This window comes from Pseudomonas sp. LBUM1679 (assembly GCF_059695565.1).
Genome location: NZ_CP166774.1, coordinates 5196449 through 5215475, shown reverse-complemented (window position 1 = coordinate 5215475; position 19027 = coordinate 5196449). Strand labels below are relative to the sequence as shown.

At 60.5% G+C, this 19027-nt stretch carries 13 protein-coding genes and 1 pseudogene; 9 read left to right on the top strand and 5 right to left on the bottom strand.

Going from position 1 to position 19027, the window contains the following annotated elements:
* Positions 1-155: 155 nt before the first annotated feature.
* From ACA062_RS23555 to rloA, 3 genes are read right to left on the bottom strand one after another with little or no spacing between them, the layout of a single operon-like run.
* The gene (locus ACA062_RS23555) at positions 156-1142 is read right to left on the bottom strand and encodes an alpha-L-glutamate ligase-like protein (protein ID WP_497453243.1); all 987 of its coding nucleotides are present in this window, start codon (positions 1140-1142) and stop codon (positions 156-158) included.
* A complete protein-coding gene (gene rloB, locus ACA062_RS23550) occupies positions 1142-2677 on the bottom strand; it encodes an osmotic stress tolerance membrane protein RloB (RefSeq protein WP_497453242.1) in 1536 nt (511 codons plus the stop codon). The genes ACA062_RS23555 and rloB overlap by 1 nt, the downstream gene beginning before the upstream one ends.
* A 5-nt stretch (positions 2678-2682) precedes the next feature.
* Positions 2683-3219, bottom strand: coding sequence for a retropepsin-like aspartic peptidase RloA (gene rloA / locus ACA062_RS23545; protein ID WP_128870642.1), 537 nt, complete (start codon positions 3217-3219; stop codon positions 2683-2685).
* Positions 3220-3517: 298 nt separating this feature from the next.
* On the opposite strand from rloA, the gene ACA062_RS23540 reads away from it, so the two are divergent.
* The 6 genes from ACA062_RS23540 to prpD all read left to right on the top strand — a co-directional run bounded on the left by ACA062_RS23540 (position 3518) and on the right by prpD (position 12142).
* Complete coding sequence (locus tag ACA062_RS23540) at positions 3518-4237, top strand: GntR family transcriptional regulator (protein WP_178084770.1); 720 nt, start codon at positions 3518-3520, stop codon at positions 4235-4237.
* The gene (gene prpB / locus ACA062_RS23535; RefSeq protein WP_218537331.1) at positions 4234-5124 is read left to right on the top strand and encodes a methylisocitrate lyase; all 891 of its coding nucleotides are present in this window, start codon (positions 4234-4236) and stop codon (positions 5122-5124) included. Before ACA062_RS23540 ends, prpB begins: the two co-directional genes overlap by 4 nt.
* Positions 5125-5263: 139 nt before the next feature.
* Entirely contained in the window at positions 5264-6391 is a 1128-nt protein-coding gene (gene prpC / locus ACA062_RS23530) for a bifunctional 2-methylcitrate synthase/citrate synthase (protein WP_497453241.1), read from the top strand.
* 204 nt (positions 6392-6595) lie between these two features.
* A complete protein-coding gene (gene acnD / locus ACA062_RS23525) occupies positions 6596-9190 on the top strand; it encodes a Fe/S-dependent 2-methylisocitrate dehydratase AcnD (protein WP_497453240.1) in 2595 nt (864 codons plus the stop codon).
* Positions 9191-9254: 64 nt separating this feature from the next.
* On the top strand, positions 9255-10457 hold the full coding sequence (prpF, locus tag ACA062_RS23520) for a 2-methylaconitate cis-trans isomerase PrpF (RefSeq protein ID WP_497453239.1): 1203 nt from the start codon (positions 9255-9257) through the stop codon (positions 10455-10457).
* A gap of 200 nt (positions 10458-10657) precedes the next feature.
* Positions 10658-12142 (top strand): 2-methylcitrate dehydratase, encoded by a 1485-nt coding sequence (prpD, locus tag ACA062_RS23515; protein ID WP_497453238.1) that lies wholly within the window; start codon positions 10658-10660, stop codon positions 12140-12142.
* Between the two features lie 183 nt (positions 12143-12325).
* Here prpD and ACA062_RS23510 read toward each other — a convergent pair whose 3' ends face one another.
* Positions 12326-13231 carry a LysR family transcriptional regulator gene (locus tag ACA062_RS23510; RefSeq protein ID WP_497453237.1) on the bottom strand — a complete coding sequence of 302 codons (906 nt, stop codon included), beginning with the start codon at positions 13229-13231 and terminating at the stop codon, positions 12326-12328.
* 116 nt (positions 13232-13347) lie between these two features.
* On the opposite strand from ACA062_RS23510, the pseudogene ACA062_RS23505 reads away from it, so the two are divergent.
* Positions 13348-14196: pseudogene (locus ACA062_RS23505) on the top strand (type 1 glutamine amidotransferase domain-containing protein).
* Between the two features lie 82 nt (positions 14197-14278).
* On the opposite strand, the gene ppsR reads toward ACA062_RS23505, so the two are convergent.
* Entirely contained in the window at positions 14279-15097 is an 819-nt protein-coding gene (ppsR, locus tag ACA062_RS23500; RefSeq protein ID WP_064678891.1) for a posphoenolpyruvate synthetase regulatory kinase/phosphorylase PpsR, read from the bottom strand.
* Between the two features lie 175 nt (positions 15098-15272).
* On the opposite strand from ppsR, the gene ppsA reads away from it, so the two are divergent.
* Positions 15273-17648 (top strand): phosphoenolpyruvate synthase, encoded by a 2376-nt coding sequence (gene ppsA, locus ACA062_RS23495; protein ID WP_497453236.1) that lies wholly within the window; start codon positions 15273-15275, stop codon positions 17646-17648.
* A 224-nt stretch (positions 17649-17872) separates the two neighbouring features.
* Complete coding sequence (locus ACA062_RS23490) at positions 17873-18868, top strand: alpha/beta fold hydrolase (protein WP_497453235.1); 996 nt, start codon at positions 17873-17875, stop codon at positions 18866-18868.
* Positions 18869-19027: the final 159 nt, after the last annotated feature.

Here is a 19027-nt window from a genome sequence, read left to right as displayed (position 1 = left end):
TGCTCCTAGAGGGGAAGTCGGGGATTGGCAGATTGGCGGCAGGGTTGGTGTGTGTTGGCAGTGAGGCCGTCTTCGCTGGCAAGCCAGCTCCTACAAGGTTCAGCGCCATCCTGTAGGAGCTGGCTTGCCAGCGAAAGGGGCGACTCGGTCCCGGATCAGCCCTCAACCGCTGGAATATGCCCAAACATCTCCTGGACAAACTCCACCCGTTCCTCAACCGTTTCGCTGATCCCGCGAGCCTTCAATGCTTCCAGCCGCGCTTCAACGGCATGGGTACGCAACGTCAGGCCGCAATCATTGGCAATCTGAATGTTCAACCCGGGGCGGGCGTTGAGCTCAAGAATCAGCGGGCCTTTTTCCTGGTCCAGCACCATGTCGACCCCGATGTAGCCCAGCCCGCACAACTCATAACAGCCGGCGGCGAGTTTCATGAAACCGTCCCAATAGGGCAGTTGCACGCCGTCCACCGCGTTGGTGGTGTCCGGGTGTTTGGTGATGATGTTGTTCAGCCAGGTGCCACGCAAGGTCAGGCCAGTGGCGAGGTCGACGCCGACGCCGATGGCGCCCTGGTGCAGGTTGGCCTTGCCGCCGGACTGACGGGTCGGCAAGCGCAGCATGGCCATGACCGGGTAACCCATCAGCACAATGATGCGGATGTCCGGCACGCCTTCGTAGCTGATGCTCTTGAAGATCTGGTCCGGGGTCACGCGGTATTCGATCAGGGCCCGGTCGCGATGACCGCCCAGCGAATAAAGGCCGGTCAGGATACTGGAAATCTGGTGCTCGATTTCCTCGTGGCTGATGATCTTGCCGGACACCGTGCGGTAGCGCCCCTCGAAGCGGTCGGCGATCACCAGGATCCCATCACCGCCCGCGCCCTGGGCCGGTTTCACCACGAAGTCGTTGCGCCCGCCGATGATCTCGTCGAGGTTGTCGATTTCCTTCTCGGTAGAGATCACGCCATACAGTTCCGGCACATGGATGCCGGCGGCGATGGCGCGCTCCTTGGTGATGATCTTGTCATCGACGATCGGGTACAGGCTGCGCTTGTTGTACTTGAGCACGTAGTCCGCGTTGCGCCGATTGATCCCCATGATGCCCCGGGCTTCCAGGGCCTTCCAGGTCTTCCAGAGGCCGAACATCAGGCGTCAGCCTTCTTCAGGAAGGCCTTGAAGCGCACCAGTTCGGTCAGGCGGTAGCCGCGATAACGTCCCATCGCCAGCATGAAGCCCACCAGGATCAACAGGATCGCCGGGAAGGTGAACACGAAGTACACCAGCTCCGGAACGCTCATGATCAGGTGCGCCAGGGCCGCGGCGAACAACGTACCGATCGCCACCTTCATGGCGTGGCCGCCGCCGCGTTCTTCCCAGGTGATCGACAGGCGTTCGATAGTCATGGTCAGAATCACCATCGGGAACAGCGCAACCGACAACCCGCGTTCGAGGCCGAGTTTATGGCTGAGCAGGCTGATCGTCGCGATCAGCACCACCACGAAGGTCAGCACTACCGAAAGCCTCGGCAGCATTTGCAGCTTCAGGTGTTCAAGGTAGGAACGCAGCGACAGGCCCAATGCGGTGATGATGGTAAACAGCACGATGCCGAAGCCGAGCTGGGTTTCGCGGAAGGCCAGGGCGATCAACACCGGGGTGAAGGTGCCCAGGGTCTGGATGCCGATCAGGTTACGCAGGATCAGGATCACCAGTACGCCGATCGGGATCATGACCATGATCATGAAGGTCTGCTGGGTTTGCAGCGGCAGACCGTACAACGAGTATTCGAGGAAGTTGGCGTCGGTGTTTTCGTCGGTCAGCTTGGCCAGGCGAATGGCGTTCATTTCGCTGTTGTTCATGCTGAAGGTCACAGTGGCCTTCTTGCCGCCATCGACGGTGATCAGGTTTTCGTCACCGGTCCACCACAGCAGGCGGTCGGTCGGCAGGCCCTGTTCGCCGGTTTCCGGGTTGAAGTACAGCCAGTCGGTGCCGTTGAAACTGCGCAGCCAGAGTTCAGGTAGTTGCGGTTGGTCGGCTACCAGACGAATGGTGTGGACCTTTTCCACCGGCACGTGGGCGATGGACAGGACCAGCTCGACGATTTTGGCTTTGTTCGCGGTGGACGGATCGCCGCCCAGCAGCAGCTTCACATTGTCATCGTTGACGTTATTGACGCGCTTGATGGCTTCGCCGATGAAGGTCTCGACGTCGGCCGAGTGCTGGCGGATCGGCGCAAGCAGGGCTTCGGCGGCGATTTTTTCCGGGCCTTCCACGGCAATGCTGTCACGGAAGGTCGGGCCCTTGATCTTCAGTTTTTCGCCGCTGTAACGCTTGGTCAGCACCAGGCGGTAATAGAGGGTCTGGTTGCCCTTGGCCCGACGCGCCGACCAGGTGACCTTGCGGTTACCGTCAACCCGGTTCACCGCCACGCCGTAGTTATTGGAGATGAAACTCTCGTTGAGGCTGACGTAATCGCGGCTCAGTGGCGGCACGAACATCTGGATCTTGACCGGGTCCTTGGTGCTGGCGACGAACTCGACCTTGGCGTCGATGTTCCACAAGTCGTCGGTGGCGTCTTCGGTCACGGGAATCCCGAGCACAAAGATCTGATAGGCCGTAACTGAAATGCCCAGCACCACCAGGATGGCGATCAGCAGTTTCAGATGGAGGGTAAGAGAGCGCATTGGAATTACTCTGCGGTATGTGCGTCGGTGGCGCAGGCGGGTTTGCCAGCAGCGTATTTAAGACTGGGGTCGACCAGCGCATCGAAGCGTTTCAGGGCTTCGGAGCCGATCAAGAGCGGGTATTGGAAGGCGCTTCGGTCGGTCAAGTTCACTTCGATGCTGCGTAAAGCCGAACCCATGCAGATATCGAGCTCAATCACCGGACGGGCGGTGTACTTCTTGCCGGCTTCCGGATCGTAGTCACCGGCCCTGCGCTTGATCTTGCTGACCCGGGCCAGCGGCCGTTCGATCGGGTGCGAATGGGCGGCGTCGATGGCCAGGTAGAAGCGCACCCAGGACTCGCCATTGCGTTTGAAACGTTTGATGTCGCGGGCACTCAGGGAGGCGGTTTTCGCTCCAGTGTCGAGTTTGGCGGCGACTTCCAGGTTGATGCCGTCCAGCGAGGCGTACTCGTTGAGGCCGTACACGGTTTTTTCCCCCGCCGCGGCATAACCGGGCAGGCAAAGCATAAAGAGGAATGCGGGGAAGGGCTTGAGTCTCATAAATCCTGGTGCGCGGCGGTCCATACTTCAATTCAAGGCCCTGGCATCGCTGCGCAAGCTCCCTCGTATGCCTATCAACTATGACAAGCCGTGCAGATGTCACAAACAAATGCGGCCGGCATTCTAGCACGGTGGTTTTATGGCGCCAGCGCTGGCGGGTGGCTGTAAACCGAACGGCTGCGTTGATGGAAAGCAGACGGTTATTAGACGATTGTCGACAATACCTAATTATCCTTTGACTATACGGCCTGTATTCGTTAGTTTTTGCGGCATTGGTTATCAAGGTGTCGACAATATGCTGGATCAACTCGATCCGCCGGTCATTGCGCAGGACGATTCGGAAACCCTTTCCGAGAATGTCTTCCGACGCATTCAGGCGGCCATCGTCAAAGGCGAAATCGCTCCGGGCAGCAAGATCTCCGAGCCGGAACTGGCGCGCACCTACGGCATCAGTCGCGGCCCGTTGCGTGAGGCGATCCACCGCCTGGAAGGCCAGCGCCTGTTGGTGCGCATACCGCACGTCGGCGCGCGGGTGGTGTCGCTCAACCACGCCGAGCTGCTGGAACTCTACGAAATCCGCGAGTCCCTCGAAGGCATGGCCTGCCGTCTGGCAGCCGAACGCATGACCCTTGAAGAAATCGACGAACTGCGCCGGGTTCTCGAAACCCACGAGCGCGATGCGGCGTTTCAGGCCGGTGTCGGCTACTACCAGCAGGAAGGCGATTTCGACTTCCATTACCGAATCATCCAGGGCAGCGGCAACCGCACCCTTACGCAGATGCTTTGCGGCGAGCTCTATCAACTGGTGCGCATGTATCGCATCCAGTTTTCCACCACGCCCAATCGGCCACGCCAGGCCTTTGCCGAGCACCACCGGATTCTCGACGCCATTGCCGACCGTGACGGTGAGCTGGCCGAGTTGTTGATGCGCCGCCACATCGGCGCCTCCAAACGCAATATCGCCCGTCACTACCAGGACGGCGTTAACCCGACAGCCACTGAACGAGGTGAGTCATGAGTTCCAACAAGAGCACTCCAGGCCAGCGTTTCCGCGATGCGGTCGCCAACGAGCATCCGCTGCAAGTGGTCGGCGCGATCAACGCCAATCACGCGCTGCTGGCCAAGCGCGCCGGTTTCAAGGCTATCTATCTGTCCGGTGGCGGGGTGGCTGCCGGCTCCCTCGGCGTGCCGGACCTGGGCATTACCGGGCTCGATGACGTGCTGACCGATGTGCGTCGCATCACCGACGTCTGCGACCTGCCGCTGCTGGTGGACGTAGACACCGGTTTCGGTTCCTCGGCGTTCAACGTCGCGCGCACCGTCAAGTCGATGATCAAGTTCGGCGCGGCGGCGATTCACATCGAAGACCAGGTCGGCGCCAAGCGCTGCGGTCACCGTCCTAATAAAGAGATCGTGTCCCTGCAGGAAATGGTCGATCGCATCAAGGCCGCGGTCGATGCCCGTACCGACGACAGCTTCGTGATCATGGCTCGCACCGACGCCCTGGCAGTGGAAGGACTGGAATCGGCCCTGGATCGCGCCGCGGCGTGCATCGAGGCCGGCGCCGACATGATCTTCCCGGAAGCCATCACTGAACTGGACATGTACAAGCTGTTCGCCAGCCGCGTGAAAGCGCCGATCCTGGCCAACATCACCGAATTCGGCGCGACGCCGCTGTACACCACCGAGCAACTGGCCGCCGCCGATGTGTCGCTGGTGCTGTACCCGCTGTCGGCCTTTCGCGCGATGAACAAGGCGGCGGAAAACGTCTACACCGCGATCCGCCGCGACGGCACGCAACAGAACGTGATCGACACCATGCAGACGCGCATGGAGCTTTACGATCGCATCGACTACCACACCTTCGAGCAGAAGCTCGACGCGTTGTTTGCTGCGAAGAAGTAACGAAAGCCCTGTAGGAGCGAAGCTTGCTCGCGAAAGCGGTGTCTCAGACGACATAAATGTTGAATGTCAGTCTGTCTTCGCGAGCAAGCTTCGCTCCTACAAGTTTCCCTGACAAATTCAAGAAAAACTGGAGACAGCAATGGCCGAAGCAAAAGTACTCAGTGGCGCCGGGCTCCGTGGCCAGGTTGCCGGGCAAACCGCACTGTCCACCGTGGGCCAGTCGGGCGCAGGCCTGACCTATCGTGGCTACGACGTTCGCGAACTGGCGGCTGACGCCCAATTCGAAGAAGTGGCCTACCTGCTGCTGTACGGCGAGCTGCCGACCACAGCGCAACTCGCCGCCTACATCAGCAAACTGGGCAAGCTGCGCGACCTGCCGCAAGCCTTGAAAGAAGTGCTCGAACGCATCCCCGCCGACGCCCACCCGATGGACGTGATGCGCACCGGTTGCTCGTTCCTGGGCAACATCGAACCGGAGAACGACTTCTCCGAGCAGCACGACAAGACCGACCGCCTGCTGGCCGCGTTCCCGGCGATCATGTGCTACTGGTATCGCTTCAGCCACGACGGCAAGCGCATCAGCTGCGTGAGCGACGAACAAACCATTGGCGGTCACTTCCTGCACTTGCTGCACGACAAGAAGCCGAGCGAGTTGCACGTCAAGGTGATGAACGTTTCGCTGATCCTCTATGCGGAGCACGAGTTCAACGCCTCGACCTTCGCCGCGCGAGTGTGCGCCTCGACCTTGTCCGACCTGTTCTCCTGCGTCACCGCAGCCATCGGTACCCTGCGCGGTCCGCTGCACGGCGGCGCCAACGAAGCGGCGATGGAAATGATCGAGCGCTTCAGTTCCCCGGAGGAAGCAATCAAGGGCACCCTCGGCATGCTCGAGCGCAAGGACAAGATCATGGGCTTCGGTCACGCGATCTATAAGGACAACGATCCGCGCAACGAGGTGATCAAGGCGTGGTCGAAAAAACTCGCTGACGAAGTGGGCGACACGGTGCTGTTCCCGGTCTCCGAAGCCATCGACAAGACCATGTGGGAGCAGAAGAAACTGTTCCCGAACGCCGACTTCTACCATGCGTCGACGTATCACTTCATGGGCATTCCGACCAAGTTGTTCACCCCGATATTCGTCTGCTCGCGCCTGACCGGCTGGGCGGCGCATGTGTTCGAACAACGTGCCAACAACCGCATCATCCGCCCGAGCGCCGAGTACGTCGGCGTCGAACAGCGCAAGTTCGTGCCAATCGAACAACGCTGAATGGTGGGGGCTTTGCGCAGGGATTTGAACATTACGCAAATCCCTGTGGGAGCGGGCTTGCCCGCGATGACGGCGTCACATTCGACATAAATGTCGCCTGACCCACCGCAATCGCGGGCAAGCCCGCTCCCACAGGGGGTGTGTTGAATTCGAATTTAGTGCCAGGCCCCACCCTTTGTAATCACCGTGACCGAGTCCCTGACGATGAACACTGAATTCCGCAAACCGCTGCCCGGCAGCCATCTGGATTACTTTGACGTCCGTGCGGCTGTCGAGGCCATCCAGCCCGGCGCCTACGACACTCTGCCGTACACCTCCCGCGTGCTGGCGGAAAACCTGGTGCGCCGCTGTGACCCGGCCACGCTCACCGAATCCCTGAAGCAATTCATCGAGCGCAAACGCGACCTCGATTTCCCATGGTTCCCGGCCCGCGTGGTGTGCCACGACATTCTCGGCCAGACCGCCCTGGTGGACCTTGCCGGCCTGCGTGACGCCATCGCCCTGCAAGGCGGTGACCCGGCGCAAGTCAACCCGGTGGTGCCGACGCAATTGATCGTCGACCACTCCCTGGCCGTCGAGCGTGGTGGCTTCGACCCGGAAGCGTTCGAGAAAAACCGCGCCATCGAAGATCGTCGCAACGAAGACCGCTTCCACTTCATCAACTGGACCAAAAAAGCGTTCAAGAATGTTGATGTGATCCCGCCGGGCAACGGCATCATGCACCAGATCAACCTGGAGAAAATGTCTCCGGTGATCCAGGTGCGTGATGGCGTGGCATTCCCTGATACCTGCGTCGGCACCGACAGCCATACCCCGCATGTCGATGCGCTGGGCGTGATTGCCATCGGCGTCGGTGGGCTGGAAGCCGAGAGCGTGATGCTCGGCCGCGCGTCGTGGATGCGTCTGCCGGAAAGCGTTGGCGTCGAACTGACCGGCAAGTTGCAACCGGGCATCACCGCCACCGACATGGTGCTGGCGCTGACCGAGTTCCTGCGCAAACAGAAAGTGGTTGGCGCGTGGCTGGAATTCTTCGGCGAAGGCGCCTCCGCGCTGACCCTCGGCGACCGCGCGACCATCTCCAACATGGCTCCGGAATACGGCGCCACCGCGGCGATGTTCTACATCGACCAGCAAACCATCGACTACCTCAAGCTCACCGGTCGTGAAGACGAACAAGTACAGCTGGTCGAGAACTACGCCAAGATTACCGGCCTGTGGGCCGACAGCCTGAAGGGCGCGCAATACGAGCGCGGGCTGACCTTCAACCTGTCCTCGGTGGTGCGCAACATGGCGGGGCCGAGCAACCCGCACGCCCGTGTCGCGACCTCGGATCTCGCCGCCCAGGGGATCTCCGGCCAGTGGACCGAAGTGCCCGGCCAGATGCCGGACGGCGCGGTGATCATCGCCGCCATCACCAGTTGCACCAACACCAGCAACCCGCGCAACGTGATTGCTGCCGGCCTGCTGGCGCGCAATGCCAACAAGCTCGGCCTGACCCGCAAGCCGTGGGTCAAATCGTCCCTGGCACCGGGTTCGAAAACCGTCGCGCTGTACCTCGACGAGGCCGGCCTGACCAGCGAGCTGGAGCAACTCGGTTTCGGCATCGTCGCCTTCGCCTGCACCACGTGCAACGGCATGTCCGGCGCGCTGGACCCGGTGATCCAGCAAGAGATCATCGACCGCGACCTGTACGCCACCGCCGTGCTGTCCGGCAACCGTAACTTCGACGGCCGGATTCACCCGTACGCCAAGAACGCATTCCTCGCATCGCCGCCGTTGGTGGTCGCTTACGCCATCGCCGGGACCATCCGTTTCGACATCGAAAAAGATGTGCTGGGCGTGGTGGATGGCAAGGAAATCCGCCTGAAAGACATCTGGCCGAGCGACGAAGAAATCGACGCGGTGGTCAAGGCCTCGGTCAAGCCGGAGCAGTTCCGCCAGGTCTACATCCCGATGTTCGCCATCCACGAAGACACCGGTCCGAAAGTGACCCCGCTGTACGACTGGCGCGAAATGAGCACCTACATCCGCCGTCCGCCGTATTGGGAAGGCGCACTGGCCGGCGCGCGTCCGCTCAAGGGCATGCGTCCGCTGGCGGTGCTGCCGGACAACATCACCACCGATCACCTGTCGCCTTCCAACGCGATCATGCTCGACAGCGCCGCCGGCGAATACCTGGCGAAAATGGGCCTGCCGGAAGAAGACTTCAACTCCTACGCGACTCATAGGGGCGACCATTTGACTGCGCAACGCGCCACCTTCGCCAACCCGAAACTGTTCAACGAAATGGTCCGGGAAAACGGCAAGGTCAAGCAGGGTTCCTTGGCCCGCGTCGAGCCGGAAGGCCAAGTGATGCGCATGTGGGAAGCCATCGAAACCTACATGGAACGCAAGCAGCCGCTGATCATTATCGCCGGCGCCGACTACGGTCAGGGTTCGTCCCGGGACTGGGCGGCGAAGGGCGTGCGGCTGGCGGGTGTGGAAGCGATTGCGGCCGAAGGCTTCGAGCGCATCCACCGCACCAACCTGGTGGGCATGGGCGTGTTGCCGCTGGAGTTCAAGCCGGGCACCGACCGCCACACGCTGAACATCGACGGTAGCGAAACCTACGACGTGATCGGCGAACGCACACCGCGTGCCGAGTTGACGCTGGTGATCAACCGCAAGAACGGCGAACGCGTCGAAGTGCCGGTGACCTGCCGCCTCGACACCGCCGAAGAAGTGTCGATCTACGAGGCCGGCGGCGTGCTGCAACGCTTCGCCCAGGACTTCCTCGAAGAATCGGCGGTAGCCGTTTAAATCGCGACATGCAAACACGGGACTTCAAGTCCCGTGTCTGTTTCAGCAAGGAGTAAAGAGCACCATGGCTCGCGCAACTCATTTCGCACCGCAGATCAAAATCCCCGCCACCTACATGCGCGGCGGCACCAGCAAAGGCGTGTTCTTCAGCCTCAAAGACCTGCCCGAAGCGGCACAGATTCCCGGCCCGGCGCGCGATGCGCTGTTGTTGCGCGTGATCGGCAGTCCCGATCCCTACGACAAGCAAATCGACGGCATGGGCGGCGCGACTTCCAGCACCAGCAAAACCGTGATCCTGTCGAAAAGCATCAAGGCCGATCACGACGTCGATTACCTGTTCGGCCAGGTCTCCATCGACAAGCCGTTCGTCGACTGGAGCGGCAACTGCGGCAACCTGTCGGCGGCGGTCGGTTCGTTTGCCATCAGCAACGGCCTGGTGGATTCCAGCCGCATCCCGCACAACGGTGTAGCCGTGGTTCGCGTGTGGCAGGCCAATATCGGCAAGACCATCATCGCCCATGTGCCGATCACCAACGGTGAAGTGCAGGAAACCGGCGACTTCGAACTCGACGGCGTGACCTTCCCGGCCGCCGAAGTGCAAGTCGAATTCATGGACCCGGCAGCGGAAGAAGAGGGCGGCGGTGGTTCGATGTTCCCCACCGGCAACCTGGTGGATGACCTGGAAGTGCCCGGAGTGGGGACCTTCAAGGCGACCATGATCAACGCCGGCATCCCGACCATCTTCGTCAATGCCGAAGACATCGGCTACACCGGCACCGAGTTGCAAGGCGCGATCAACGGCGACCCGAAAGCCCTGCTGATGTTCGAGACCATTCGGGCTTACGGCGCGTTGCGCATGGGCTTGATCAAGGATCTGGACGAAGCGGCCAAGCGTCAACACACGCCCAAGGTCGCCTTTGTGGCCAAACCGGCGGACTACGTGGCATCCAGCGGCAAGGCGATTGCTGCAGGTGATGTCGACCTGCTGGTGCGCGCACTGTCCATGGGCAAGCTGCACCACGCGATGATGGGCACGGCGGCCGTGGCGATCGGTACGGCTGCAGCGATATCCGGCACCCTGGTGAACCTCGCCGCGGGCGGTATCGAACGCAACGCTGTGCGCTTCGGCCATCCATCCGGCACGTTGCGTGTGGGCGCCGAGGCCAGCCTCGTAAACGGCGAATGGACCGTGAACAAAGCCATCATGAGCCGCAGCGCGCGGGTGTTGATGGAAGGCTACGTCCGCGTGCCGGGCGATTCTTTCTAACCACACCACCGCCCCCTGTAGGAGCTGGCTTGCCAGCGAAGAGGCCGTCACATCCAACATCATCGTTGTCTGTGACACCGCCTTCGCTGGCAAGCCAGCTCCTACAGGGGATTGCATTTCACAATAAGAAAGTAGCGACCAGCTGAGATTTAACCTGAACCGAGGTCCCATCAACGAACCACTTCAAGAGTGAATCGAACATGAGCGCCAACGTCGACCTGAACAACCGCCCCGACTACGACAGGGTCCTGCAGGACATTGCCGATTACGTCCTGACCTTCAACATCGAGTCCAAGGAAGCCCTGGACACCGCCCGCAACTGCCTGATGGACACCCTCGGCTGCGGCCTGCTGGCCCTGCGCTTCCCCGAATGCACCAAGCACCTGGGCCCCATCGTCGAAGGCACCGTCGTCCCTTTCGGCGCCCGCGTGCCGGGCACCAGCTACCGTCTCGATCCAGTCAAGGCAGCCTGGGACATCGGTTGCATCGTCCGCTGGCTCGACTACAACGACACCTGGCTCGCCGCCGAATGGGGCCATCCGTCCGATAACCTTGGCGGCATTCTGGCGGTGGCGGACCACCTGTCGCAAAAGCGCGTGGCCAATGGCGACGCACCGCTGACCGTTCGCACGGTGCTTGAAGCCATGATCATGGCCCATGAGATCCAGGGCATCATCGCGCTGGAAAACTCCTTCAATCGCGTAGGCCTGGATCACGTCATCCTGGTGAAAATTGCCTCGACCGCCGTCACCGCCAAACTCATGGGGGCCAATCGAGAGCAGTTGCTGGCGGCGCTGTCCCACGCTTTTGCCGATGGCCAGGCGTTGCGTACTTATCGGCATGCACCGAATGCCGGTTCGCGAAAATCCTGGGCGGCGGGCGACGCATCCAGCCGTGGCGTGCGCCTGGCGGACATCGCGATGCGCGGTGAAATGGGCATCCCCGGGGTGTTGACCGCCAAACAGTGGGGCTTTTACGACGTATTGTTCAGCCACACCAACAACGACCTGGCGCTCAAGCCTGAGGACAAGCGTGCCTTCAGTTTCTCCCGGCCGTACGGCAGCTACGTGATGGAAAACGTGCTGTTTAAAATCAGCTTCCCGGCCGAATTCCACGCGCAAACGGCCTGCGAAGCGGCGGTGACCCTGCATCCGCAGGTCAGAAATCGCCTGCACGAGATCGACAGGATCGTCATCACCACCCATGAATCGGCGATTCGCATCATCTCCAAGGTCGGCCCGCTGGCCAACGCTGCCGACCGTGACCACTGCATTCAGTACATGACGGCGGTGCCGCTGGCCTTCGGCAATCTGGTAGCCGAGCAGTACGAGGATGACTTTCACCGCGCGCATCCAATCATCGACGTACTCCGGGACAAAATGGTCATTGTCGAAGATCGGCGTTACACCCGCGAGTATCTGGAGCCGGACAAGCGCTCCATCGCCAACGCGGTGCAGGTGTTTTTCAAGGACGGTTCGAGTACCGAGAACGTGGTGGTGGAGTACCCGATCGGCCATCGCCGTCGTCGCACGGACGGTATCCCGCTGCTTGAAGAAAAATTCCAGGCCAACCTGGCGACGCGTTTCACGGTGCAGCGCAGCGCCGAGATCTTTGCGTTGTGCAAGGACCAGGCGGCGCTTGAGGCGACGCCGGTCAACCGCTTCGTGGACTTGTTCGTAATCTGATTGGCACCTACGCAAGCCCCGTGTAATTGGATGGACTCGCCCAAGCCGAGGCGAAGACGGTGGCACAGGCAGCGATGATGTTGGATGTGACGGCCTCTTCGCTGGCAAGCCAGCTCCTACAAGGCTTCCACAGGCGATTCGGTGATGGCGAACCCGCCCAGCAAAATCGCCGAATCGCCACAATCACTGGCTGCGGTGTTCCGCCAGGCAATCGATCAACGCGCGAGCGGCCGCGGATAACTGCCGGTGAGGTGGGTAGATCACTGAAAACGGTCGCGTCCGTCCGCGCGATTGTTCAAGCAATTCCACCAGGCGTCCCTGTTGAATGCGCTCGCGAACGATGAAGTCGTAGGTCTGACAGATGCCTAAACCCTGTTCTGCCAGAGAAACGATGCCCAGTACATCTTCCGAGACCTGCATCATCGCAGCCGGTATCAACTCGACCGCCTGTCCGTCTTTCAGCAGTTGCCAGGGCCTGACCCTGCCGCTGCTGGGAATGATGAAGGGCAGGCACGCGTGATTCTTCAACTCATCGATTTCGCACGGCGTGCCAGCTTGTTGCAGGTACTCGGGGGCCGCGACCAGGCACAAGCGGGCATCTTCCAGCTTGCGTCCAACAAGCCCGCTGTCTGGCAGGGTGCCCATGCGTATGGCCAGGTCGAAATTTTCTGCCACCAGATCGACATTGCGATTGCAGATGCTCAGCTCGATCCGCACTTTGGGATGTTGTCGGTGAAAGAGCGCCAATCGCGCCGGCAGCCGGTAATGCCCATAGGTGGTCGGTGCGCTGAGGCGCAAGCACCCGGATGGCTGGCTCAATTGATCGCGTAACGTAAGTTCCACCTCACCGATCAGGCAAAAAGCTCTGCGCGTCTGATCCAGATACAGACGCCCGGCTTCGGTCAGGCAGAGTCTTCGCGTGGAGAGTCTGAGCAGTTGCACCCCGATCCGTGCTTCCAGGCGCTTGATTGCCCGGCTGATGACGGAAGGGGTGGTGGCCAGCGCGACGGCAGCAGCGCTGAGCGAGCCCTTGTCGACAACGGTGATGAAGGTTTCGACATCGCTCAGGTGTGCGAATTGACGCGCCATTCTTGCTTCCAGAGGCCAGGTGATTGTCTTTCGAGCAGGTTTATCGGCATCCAAGGTATCAATAAATTGTGCCTTGGATCAGGCAGTAAACGCCTGCGGAAACCTTTGGAGACGATATGAAGATTTTCACGACACTGCTTCTGAGTGCAGGACTTTGGGCCATTAGCCAGGTGGCTCAGGCAGCCCATGTGTTGGTGGTCCTGTCGGACGCCGGGAGGCTTGAACTCAAAGATGGCAAGTCGGTAGATACCGGCTTTTACTTCAATGAACTGATGCAGCCAGTGAAGCTGCTGCTCGATGCCAACCACAAGGTGACCTTTGCCACCCCCTTGGGGAATGCGCCCGTTCTGGATCAAGGCTCGCTCAACAAATCCTACTTCGGCAATGATGAGGCGGTCTTCGGCCAGCACAAGGCATTGCTGGAGACGCTCTAGCTCACCTCGCCCGGTGAATCACCGGTAATCAGCCTGGCCGAAGTGGAGCAGATGGGTTATCAACAGTTCGACGCCCTGTATGTTCCCGGTGGCCGTGCACCAATGCAGGACCTGACGCTGAGCCCGTTGATGGGTAGGCTCCTGGCTGATTTTCACGCGCGGGGCAAGACCACTGCGATGGTTTGTCACGGCCCTGCGGCCCTGCTCTCGACCCTGCCCGATGCGTCGGGCTTCGCCCGCGAGCTTGAGGCGTCAGGAAAAGTCGCTACCCGTCCAGACTGGATCTATGCAGGCTACAAAATGACGGTGATGAGCAATACCGAGGAAAACTGGGCGAAAAAAAATGGCCGTCTGGCCGGGGGGGAAATGAAGTACCTGCCTCAGAACGCACTTGAACAGGCCGGAGGGGCGTACAAGTCCAGCCTGTTGCCGTGGAGTTCGAATGTGGTGGTCGATCGTGAACTGATCACCGGGCAAAATCCCGAATCAACCCTGGGCGTGGCCAACGAATTGCTTAAACGCCTGAAATAACCTGCAGGCTGCTTCGATCATCAAGCAAGAGCCCGGCTGGCTCTTGCTCTTGCTCCTGTTTGCTGGTTTGCGTCGGATTACTTCACTTGAACCGCCGCTCCACCCCTTTCTCCACCAGGATCTTCGCCGAAATCTCTTCCACCGAAAAATGCGTGGAATTGATGTGCGGGATGTTCTCGCGGCGGAACAGGTTCTCCACCTCGCGCACTTCGAACTCGCACTGGGCGTAGCTCGAATAGCGGCTGTTGGGCTTGCGCTCGTGGCGGATCGCGGTGAGGCGGTCCGGGTCGATGGTCAGGCCGAACAGCTTGTGCTGGTGGGTGCGCAGGGCGGTCGGCAGTTGCAGGCGCTCCATGTCGTCTTCGGTCAGCGGGTAGTTGGCCGCGCGGATGCCGAATTGCATGGCCATGTACAGGCAGGTCGGGGTTTTGCCGCAACGGGACACGCCCACCAGAATCAGGTCGGCCTTGTCGTAATAGTGGGTGCGGGCGCCATCGTCGTTGTCCAGGGCGAAGTTCACCGCCTCGATCCGCTCCATGTAATTGGAATTGCTGCCGATGGAGTGGGACTTGCCGACGGTGTAGGACGAATGCTCGGTCAATTCCTGTTCAAGAGGCGCCAGAAAGGTCGAGAAAATGTCGATCATGAAACCATTGGACGTTGCGAGGATCTCACGGATGTCCTGATTGACGATGGTGTCGAAGATGATCGGCCGGAAGCCGTCGTTTTCGGCGGCTTTGTTGATTTGTTGTACCATGGCCCGCGCTTTATCCGCGTTGTCGATGTACGGTCGCGTGAATTTGCTGAAGGTAATGTTTTCGAACTGCGCCAGGAGGCTTTGGCCGAGGGTTTCGGCTGTGATGCCGGTGCCGTCGGAAATAAAGAAGGCAGATCGTTTCATTTGCACCTTGGGCCTTAAGCTAATGATCATTCTTGGATATGATAGGCGCGATTTGCCGGCCGCCAGTGGCTTGCATTCTCACTTATTTTCCAGGTCCAGGCCATACAGCTGGCAAACGCTCCCCTGGAGCAGCCGGCGTCTGAGCTTATCCAACACAGTTAGTGGAGAGATCACCTTGGTAGAGTACGTAGTTTCCCTCGATAAGCTCGGCGTCCATGATGTAGAGCACGTAGGGGGCAAGAACGCATCCCTGGGCGAGATGATCAGTAACCTGGCCGGTGCCGGTGTATCGGTGCCCGGTGGCTTCGCCACGACAGCTCAGGCTTATCGTGATTTTCTGGAGCTGAGCGGCCTGAACGAGCAGATCCATGCCGCGCTCGATGCCCTGGACGTCGACGATGTGAACGCCCTGGCCAAGACCGGTGCGCAGATCCGCCAATGGATCATGGAAGCCGAATTCCCCGAGAAGCTCAACGCCGAAATCCGCACCGCGTTCGCCACGCTGTCGGCCGGCAACCCTGACATGGCCGTGGCCGTGCGCTCTTCGGCTACCGCTGAAGACTTGCCGGACGCTTCCTTCGCCGGTCAGCAGGAAACCTTCCTGAACATCCGTGGCGTCGAAAACGTCATTCGCGCCGCCAAGGAGGTGTTTGCCTCTTTGTTCAACGACCGCGCCATTTCCTACCGCGTCCACCAGGGCTTCGACCACAAGCTGGTGGCCCTGTCGGCCGGCGTGCAGCGCATGGTCCGCTCCGAAACCGGTACGGCCGGCGTGATGTTCACCCTTGATACCGAATCGGGCTTCCGTGACGTGGTGTTCATCACCGGCGCCTACGGCCTGGGTGAAACCGTCGTACAAGGCGCGGTGAACCCGGACGAATTCTACGTTCACAAACACACACTGGCCGCCGGTCGTCCGGCGATCCTGCGCCGTAACCTGGGCAGCAAAGCCATCAAGATGATCTACGGCGAAGTCGCCACGGCCGGTAAATCGGTCAAGACCATCGACGTCGACAAGGCCGATCGCGCCCGTTTCTGCCTGAGCGATGCCGAAGTCAGCGAGCTGGCCAAGCAAGCGATGATCATCGAGAAGCACTACAAGTGCCCGATGGACATCGAATGGGCCAAAGACGGCGACGACGGCAAGCTCTACATCGTTCAGGCCCGTCCTGAAACCGTGAAGAGCCGTACCTCGGCCAACGTCATGGAACGCTACCTGTTGAAAGAAACCGGCACCGTGCTGGTGGAAGGTCGCGCCATCGGCCAGCGCATCGGCGCCGGCAAGGTCCGCATCATCAAGGACGTGTCCGAGATGGACAAGGTCCAGCCAGGCGACGTGCTGGTCTCCGACATGACCGACCCGGACTGGGAACCGGTCATGAAGCGCGCCAGCGCCATCGTCACCAACCGTGGCGGCCGTACCTGCCACGCGGCGATCATCGCTCGCGAGCTGGGGATCCCGGCCGTGGTCGGTTGCGGCAACGCCACCCAGCTGTTGAAAGACGGCCAGGGCGTGACCGTGTCCTGCGCTGAAGGCGACACCGGTTACATCTTCGAAGGCGAACTGGGCTTCGACATCAAGAAGAACTCCGTGGATGCCATGCCGGATCTGCCGTTCAAGATCATGATGAACGTCGGCAACCCGGACCGCGCCTTCGACTTCGCGCAACTGCCGAACGCCGGTGTGGGCCTGGCCCGCCTGGAGTTCATCATCAACCGCATGATCGGTGTTCACCCCAAGGCGCTGTTGAACTACGACGGCCTGCCGCAGGACATCAAGGACAGCGTCGACAAGCGCATCGCCGGTTACGACGACCCGGTCGGCTTCTATGTCGAGAAACTGGTCGAGGGCATCAGCACCCTGGCTGCAGCGTTCTACCCGAAAAAGGTCATCGTGCGTCTGTCGGACTTCAAGTCCAACGAATACGCCAACCTGATCGGCGGCAAGCTCTACGAGCCGGAAGAAGAAAACCCGATGCTGGGCTTCCGCGGTGCCTCGCGTTATATCAGTGAAGCGTTCCGCGACTGCTTCGAACTCGAGTGCCGTGCCCTCAAGCGCGTTCGCAACGAGATGGGCCTGACCAACGTGGAAATCATGGTGCCGTTCGTGCGTACCCTGGGCGAAGCGAGCCAGGTCGTCGACCTGCTGGCCGAAAACGGCCTGGCCCGTGGCGACAACGGTCTGCGCGTAATCATGATGTGCGAACTGCCGTCCAACGCGATCCTGGCTGAAGAATTCCTCGAGTTCTTCGACGGTTTCTCCATCGGCTCCAACGACCTGACCCAGTTGACCTTGGGCCTGGACCGTGACTCCGGGATTATCGCTCACCTGTTCGACGAGCGTAATCCGGCGGTCAAGAAGCTGCTGGCCAACGCGATTCAGGCCTGTAACAAGGCTGGCAAGTACATCGGCATCTGCGGTCAGGGCCCTTCGGACCACCCTGACCTGGCCAAATGGCTGATGGAGCAGGGCATTGAAAGCGTGTCGTTGAACCCCGATTCCGTGCTGGAAACCTGGTTCTTCCTGGCTGAAGGTCAAGCGGCAGTTTGATGGTGTGATTGGGGACTCTGTGGCGAGGGAGCTTGCTCCCGCTTGAGTGCACAGCACTCACAATAACCGGCGCTGGCTGTCGGATTTTTGGGGCTGTTGCGCAGTCCGGCGCGAGCAAGCTCGCTCGCCACAGGTGAACAGTCGTGCAGTCATTGATTGACCCCTTCAGAGATTGAAGTAGGGCGGGCTCCTCTGGAAGCCGCCCTTTTTTGTGCAAGAGCATTATGCAAAGCAGCAGCAACCTATTTCCTGTCGCCCTGATCAGCGCCGAACGACGCGGTGATCTGAGCGAAGACGTCTATCGTTTGAAACCTGGCAACAGCCCCGACGGCACCGTCGAACTGGCTGTGACACGTCTCGGCATGGCCGACGAGCCCGCCGTGCGTGGCGTGCCGGTGATCCTGTTGCATGGCAGCTTTTCCAATCGACGATTCTGGTTTTCCCCCAAGGGCCTGGGGCTGGGCGCTTATCTGGCGCGCCAGGGCTTCGATGTGTGGATCGCGGAAATGCGCGGCCATGGCTTGTCCCAGCGCAACCAGAACTATCGCAATAACCGCGTTGCCGACTACGCTCGATACGATCTGCCTGCCATTGGCGCCTTCGTGCGTGAGCAAAGTGACCAGGTCCCGCACTGGATCGGTCACTCCCTCGGCGGCATTACACTGGCCGCGGCATTAGGCGGTGAGTACATCGGCGAATCGGTCGTGGCTTCTGCGGCATTCTTCGGCACACAGGTCAGCCGAACCTACTGGCCGTTGAAATTTCCGCCGGTGGAGTGGAGCGGGCGCTTTATTCTCAAGCGTTTCGCCCAACTGTCCGGGTCGCGGCTCAAGCGCGGCCCGGAAGACGAGCCGATCGGTCTGGCCCTGGAAAGCATGCGCTGGTATGGCCTGTTCGGGCGTTTTGGCGATGCCGACAAGGATTGGTGGGCCGGACTGGCCGACGTCCAGTTGCCAGTGCTGGCGGTGAGTGCCACGGGTGACCATCAGGATCCAGCCTGGGCCTGTCGTAAACTGTTCGATCAGGTGGGGTCCGAGCACAAACAATTTATCACCCTGGGTCGCGAACAGGGCTTTGGCGATAATTTCGGTCACGTGGAAATGCTCGTCAGCAAAGCGGCCCAGACCGAAGTCTGGCCATTGGTGCCGCGCTGGCTGGCGGATCAGCGCACACCTTTGCTGGGCGAAAAATCGGATTTTGCCACTGCGATCCGAGCCTGATGCTCTAACAAGGGCATTTCGCTTGCATCGGCTTGCGGCTAAGATATGACGCGTTAGGGGGCGTTCTCAATTAGTTTCCACACCGCGCCGGGCCTGCTGTTGTGCAGGGCAAGGCGCGAGAAGCGTGGTTTGGTCATTCCAAATAAGCTTCGAACAACG

Bases quoted from the DNA above. Each gene is read 5' to 3' on its own strand.
- prpD (WP_497453238.1), top strand. From the start codon at position 10,658: ATGAGCGCCAACGTCGACCTGAACAACCGCCCCGACTACGACAGGGTC.
- ACA062_RS23555 (WP_497453243.1), bottom strand. From the start codon at position 1,142: ATGTTCGGCCTCTGGAAGACCTGGAAGGCCCTGGAAGCCCGGGGCATC.
- acnD (WP_497453240.1), top strand. From the start codon at position 6,596: ATGAACACTGAATTCCGCAAACCGCTGCCCGGCAGCCATCTGGATTAC.
- prpF (WP_497453239.1), top strand. From the start codon at position 9,255: ATGGCTCGCGCAACTCATTTCGCACCGCAGATCAAAATCCCCGCCACC.
- ACA062_RS23510 (WP_497453237.1), bottom strand. From the start codon at position 13,231: ATGGCGCGTCAATTCGCACACCTGAGCGATGTCGAAACCTTCATCACC.
- prpB (WP_218537331.1), top strand. From the start codon at position 4,234: ATGAGTTCCAACAAGAGCACTCCAGGCCAGCGTTTCCGCGATGCGGTC.
- ppsR (WP_064678891.1), bottom strand. From the start codon at position 15,097: ATGAAACGATCTGCCTTCTTTATTTCCGACGGCACCGGCATCACAGCC.
- rloA (WP_128870642.1), bottom strand. From the start codon at position 3,219: ATGAGACTCAAGCCCTTCCCCGCATTCCTCTTTATGCTTTGCCTGCCC.
- ACA062_RS23490 (WP_497453235.1), top strand. From the start codon at position 17,873: ATGCAAAGCAGCAGCAACCTATTTCCTGTCGCCCTGATCAGCGCCGAA.
- rloB (WP_497453242.1), bottom strand. From the start codon at position 2,677: ATGCGCTCTCTTACCCTCCATCTGAAACTGCTGATCGCCATCCTGGTG.
- prpC (WP_497453241.1), top strand. From the start codon at position 5,264: ATGGCCGAAGCAAAAGTACTCAGTGGCGCCGGGCTCCGTGGCCAGGTT.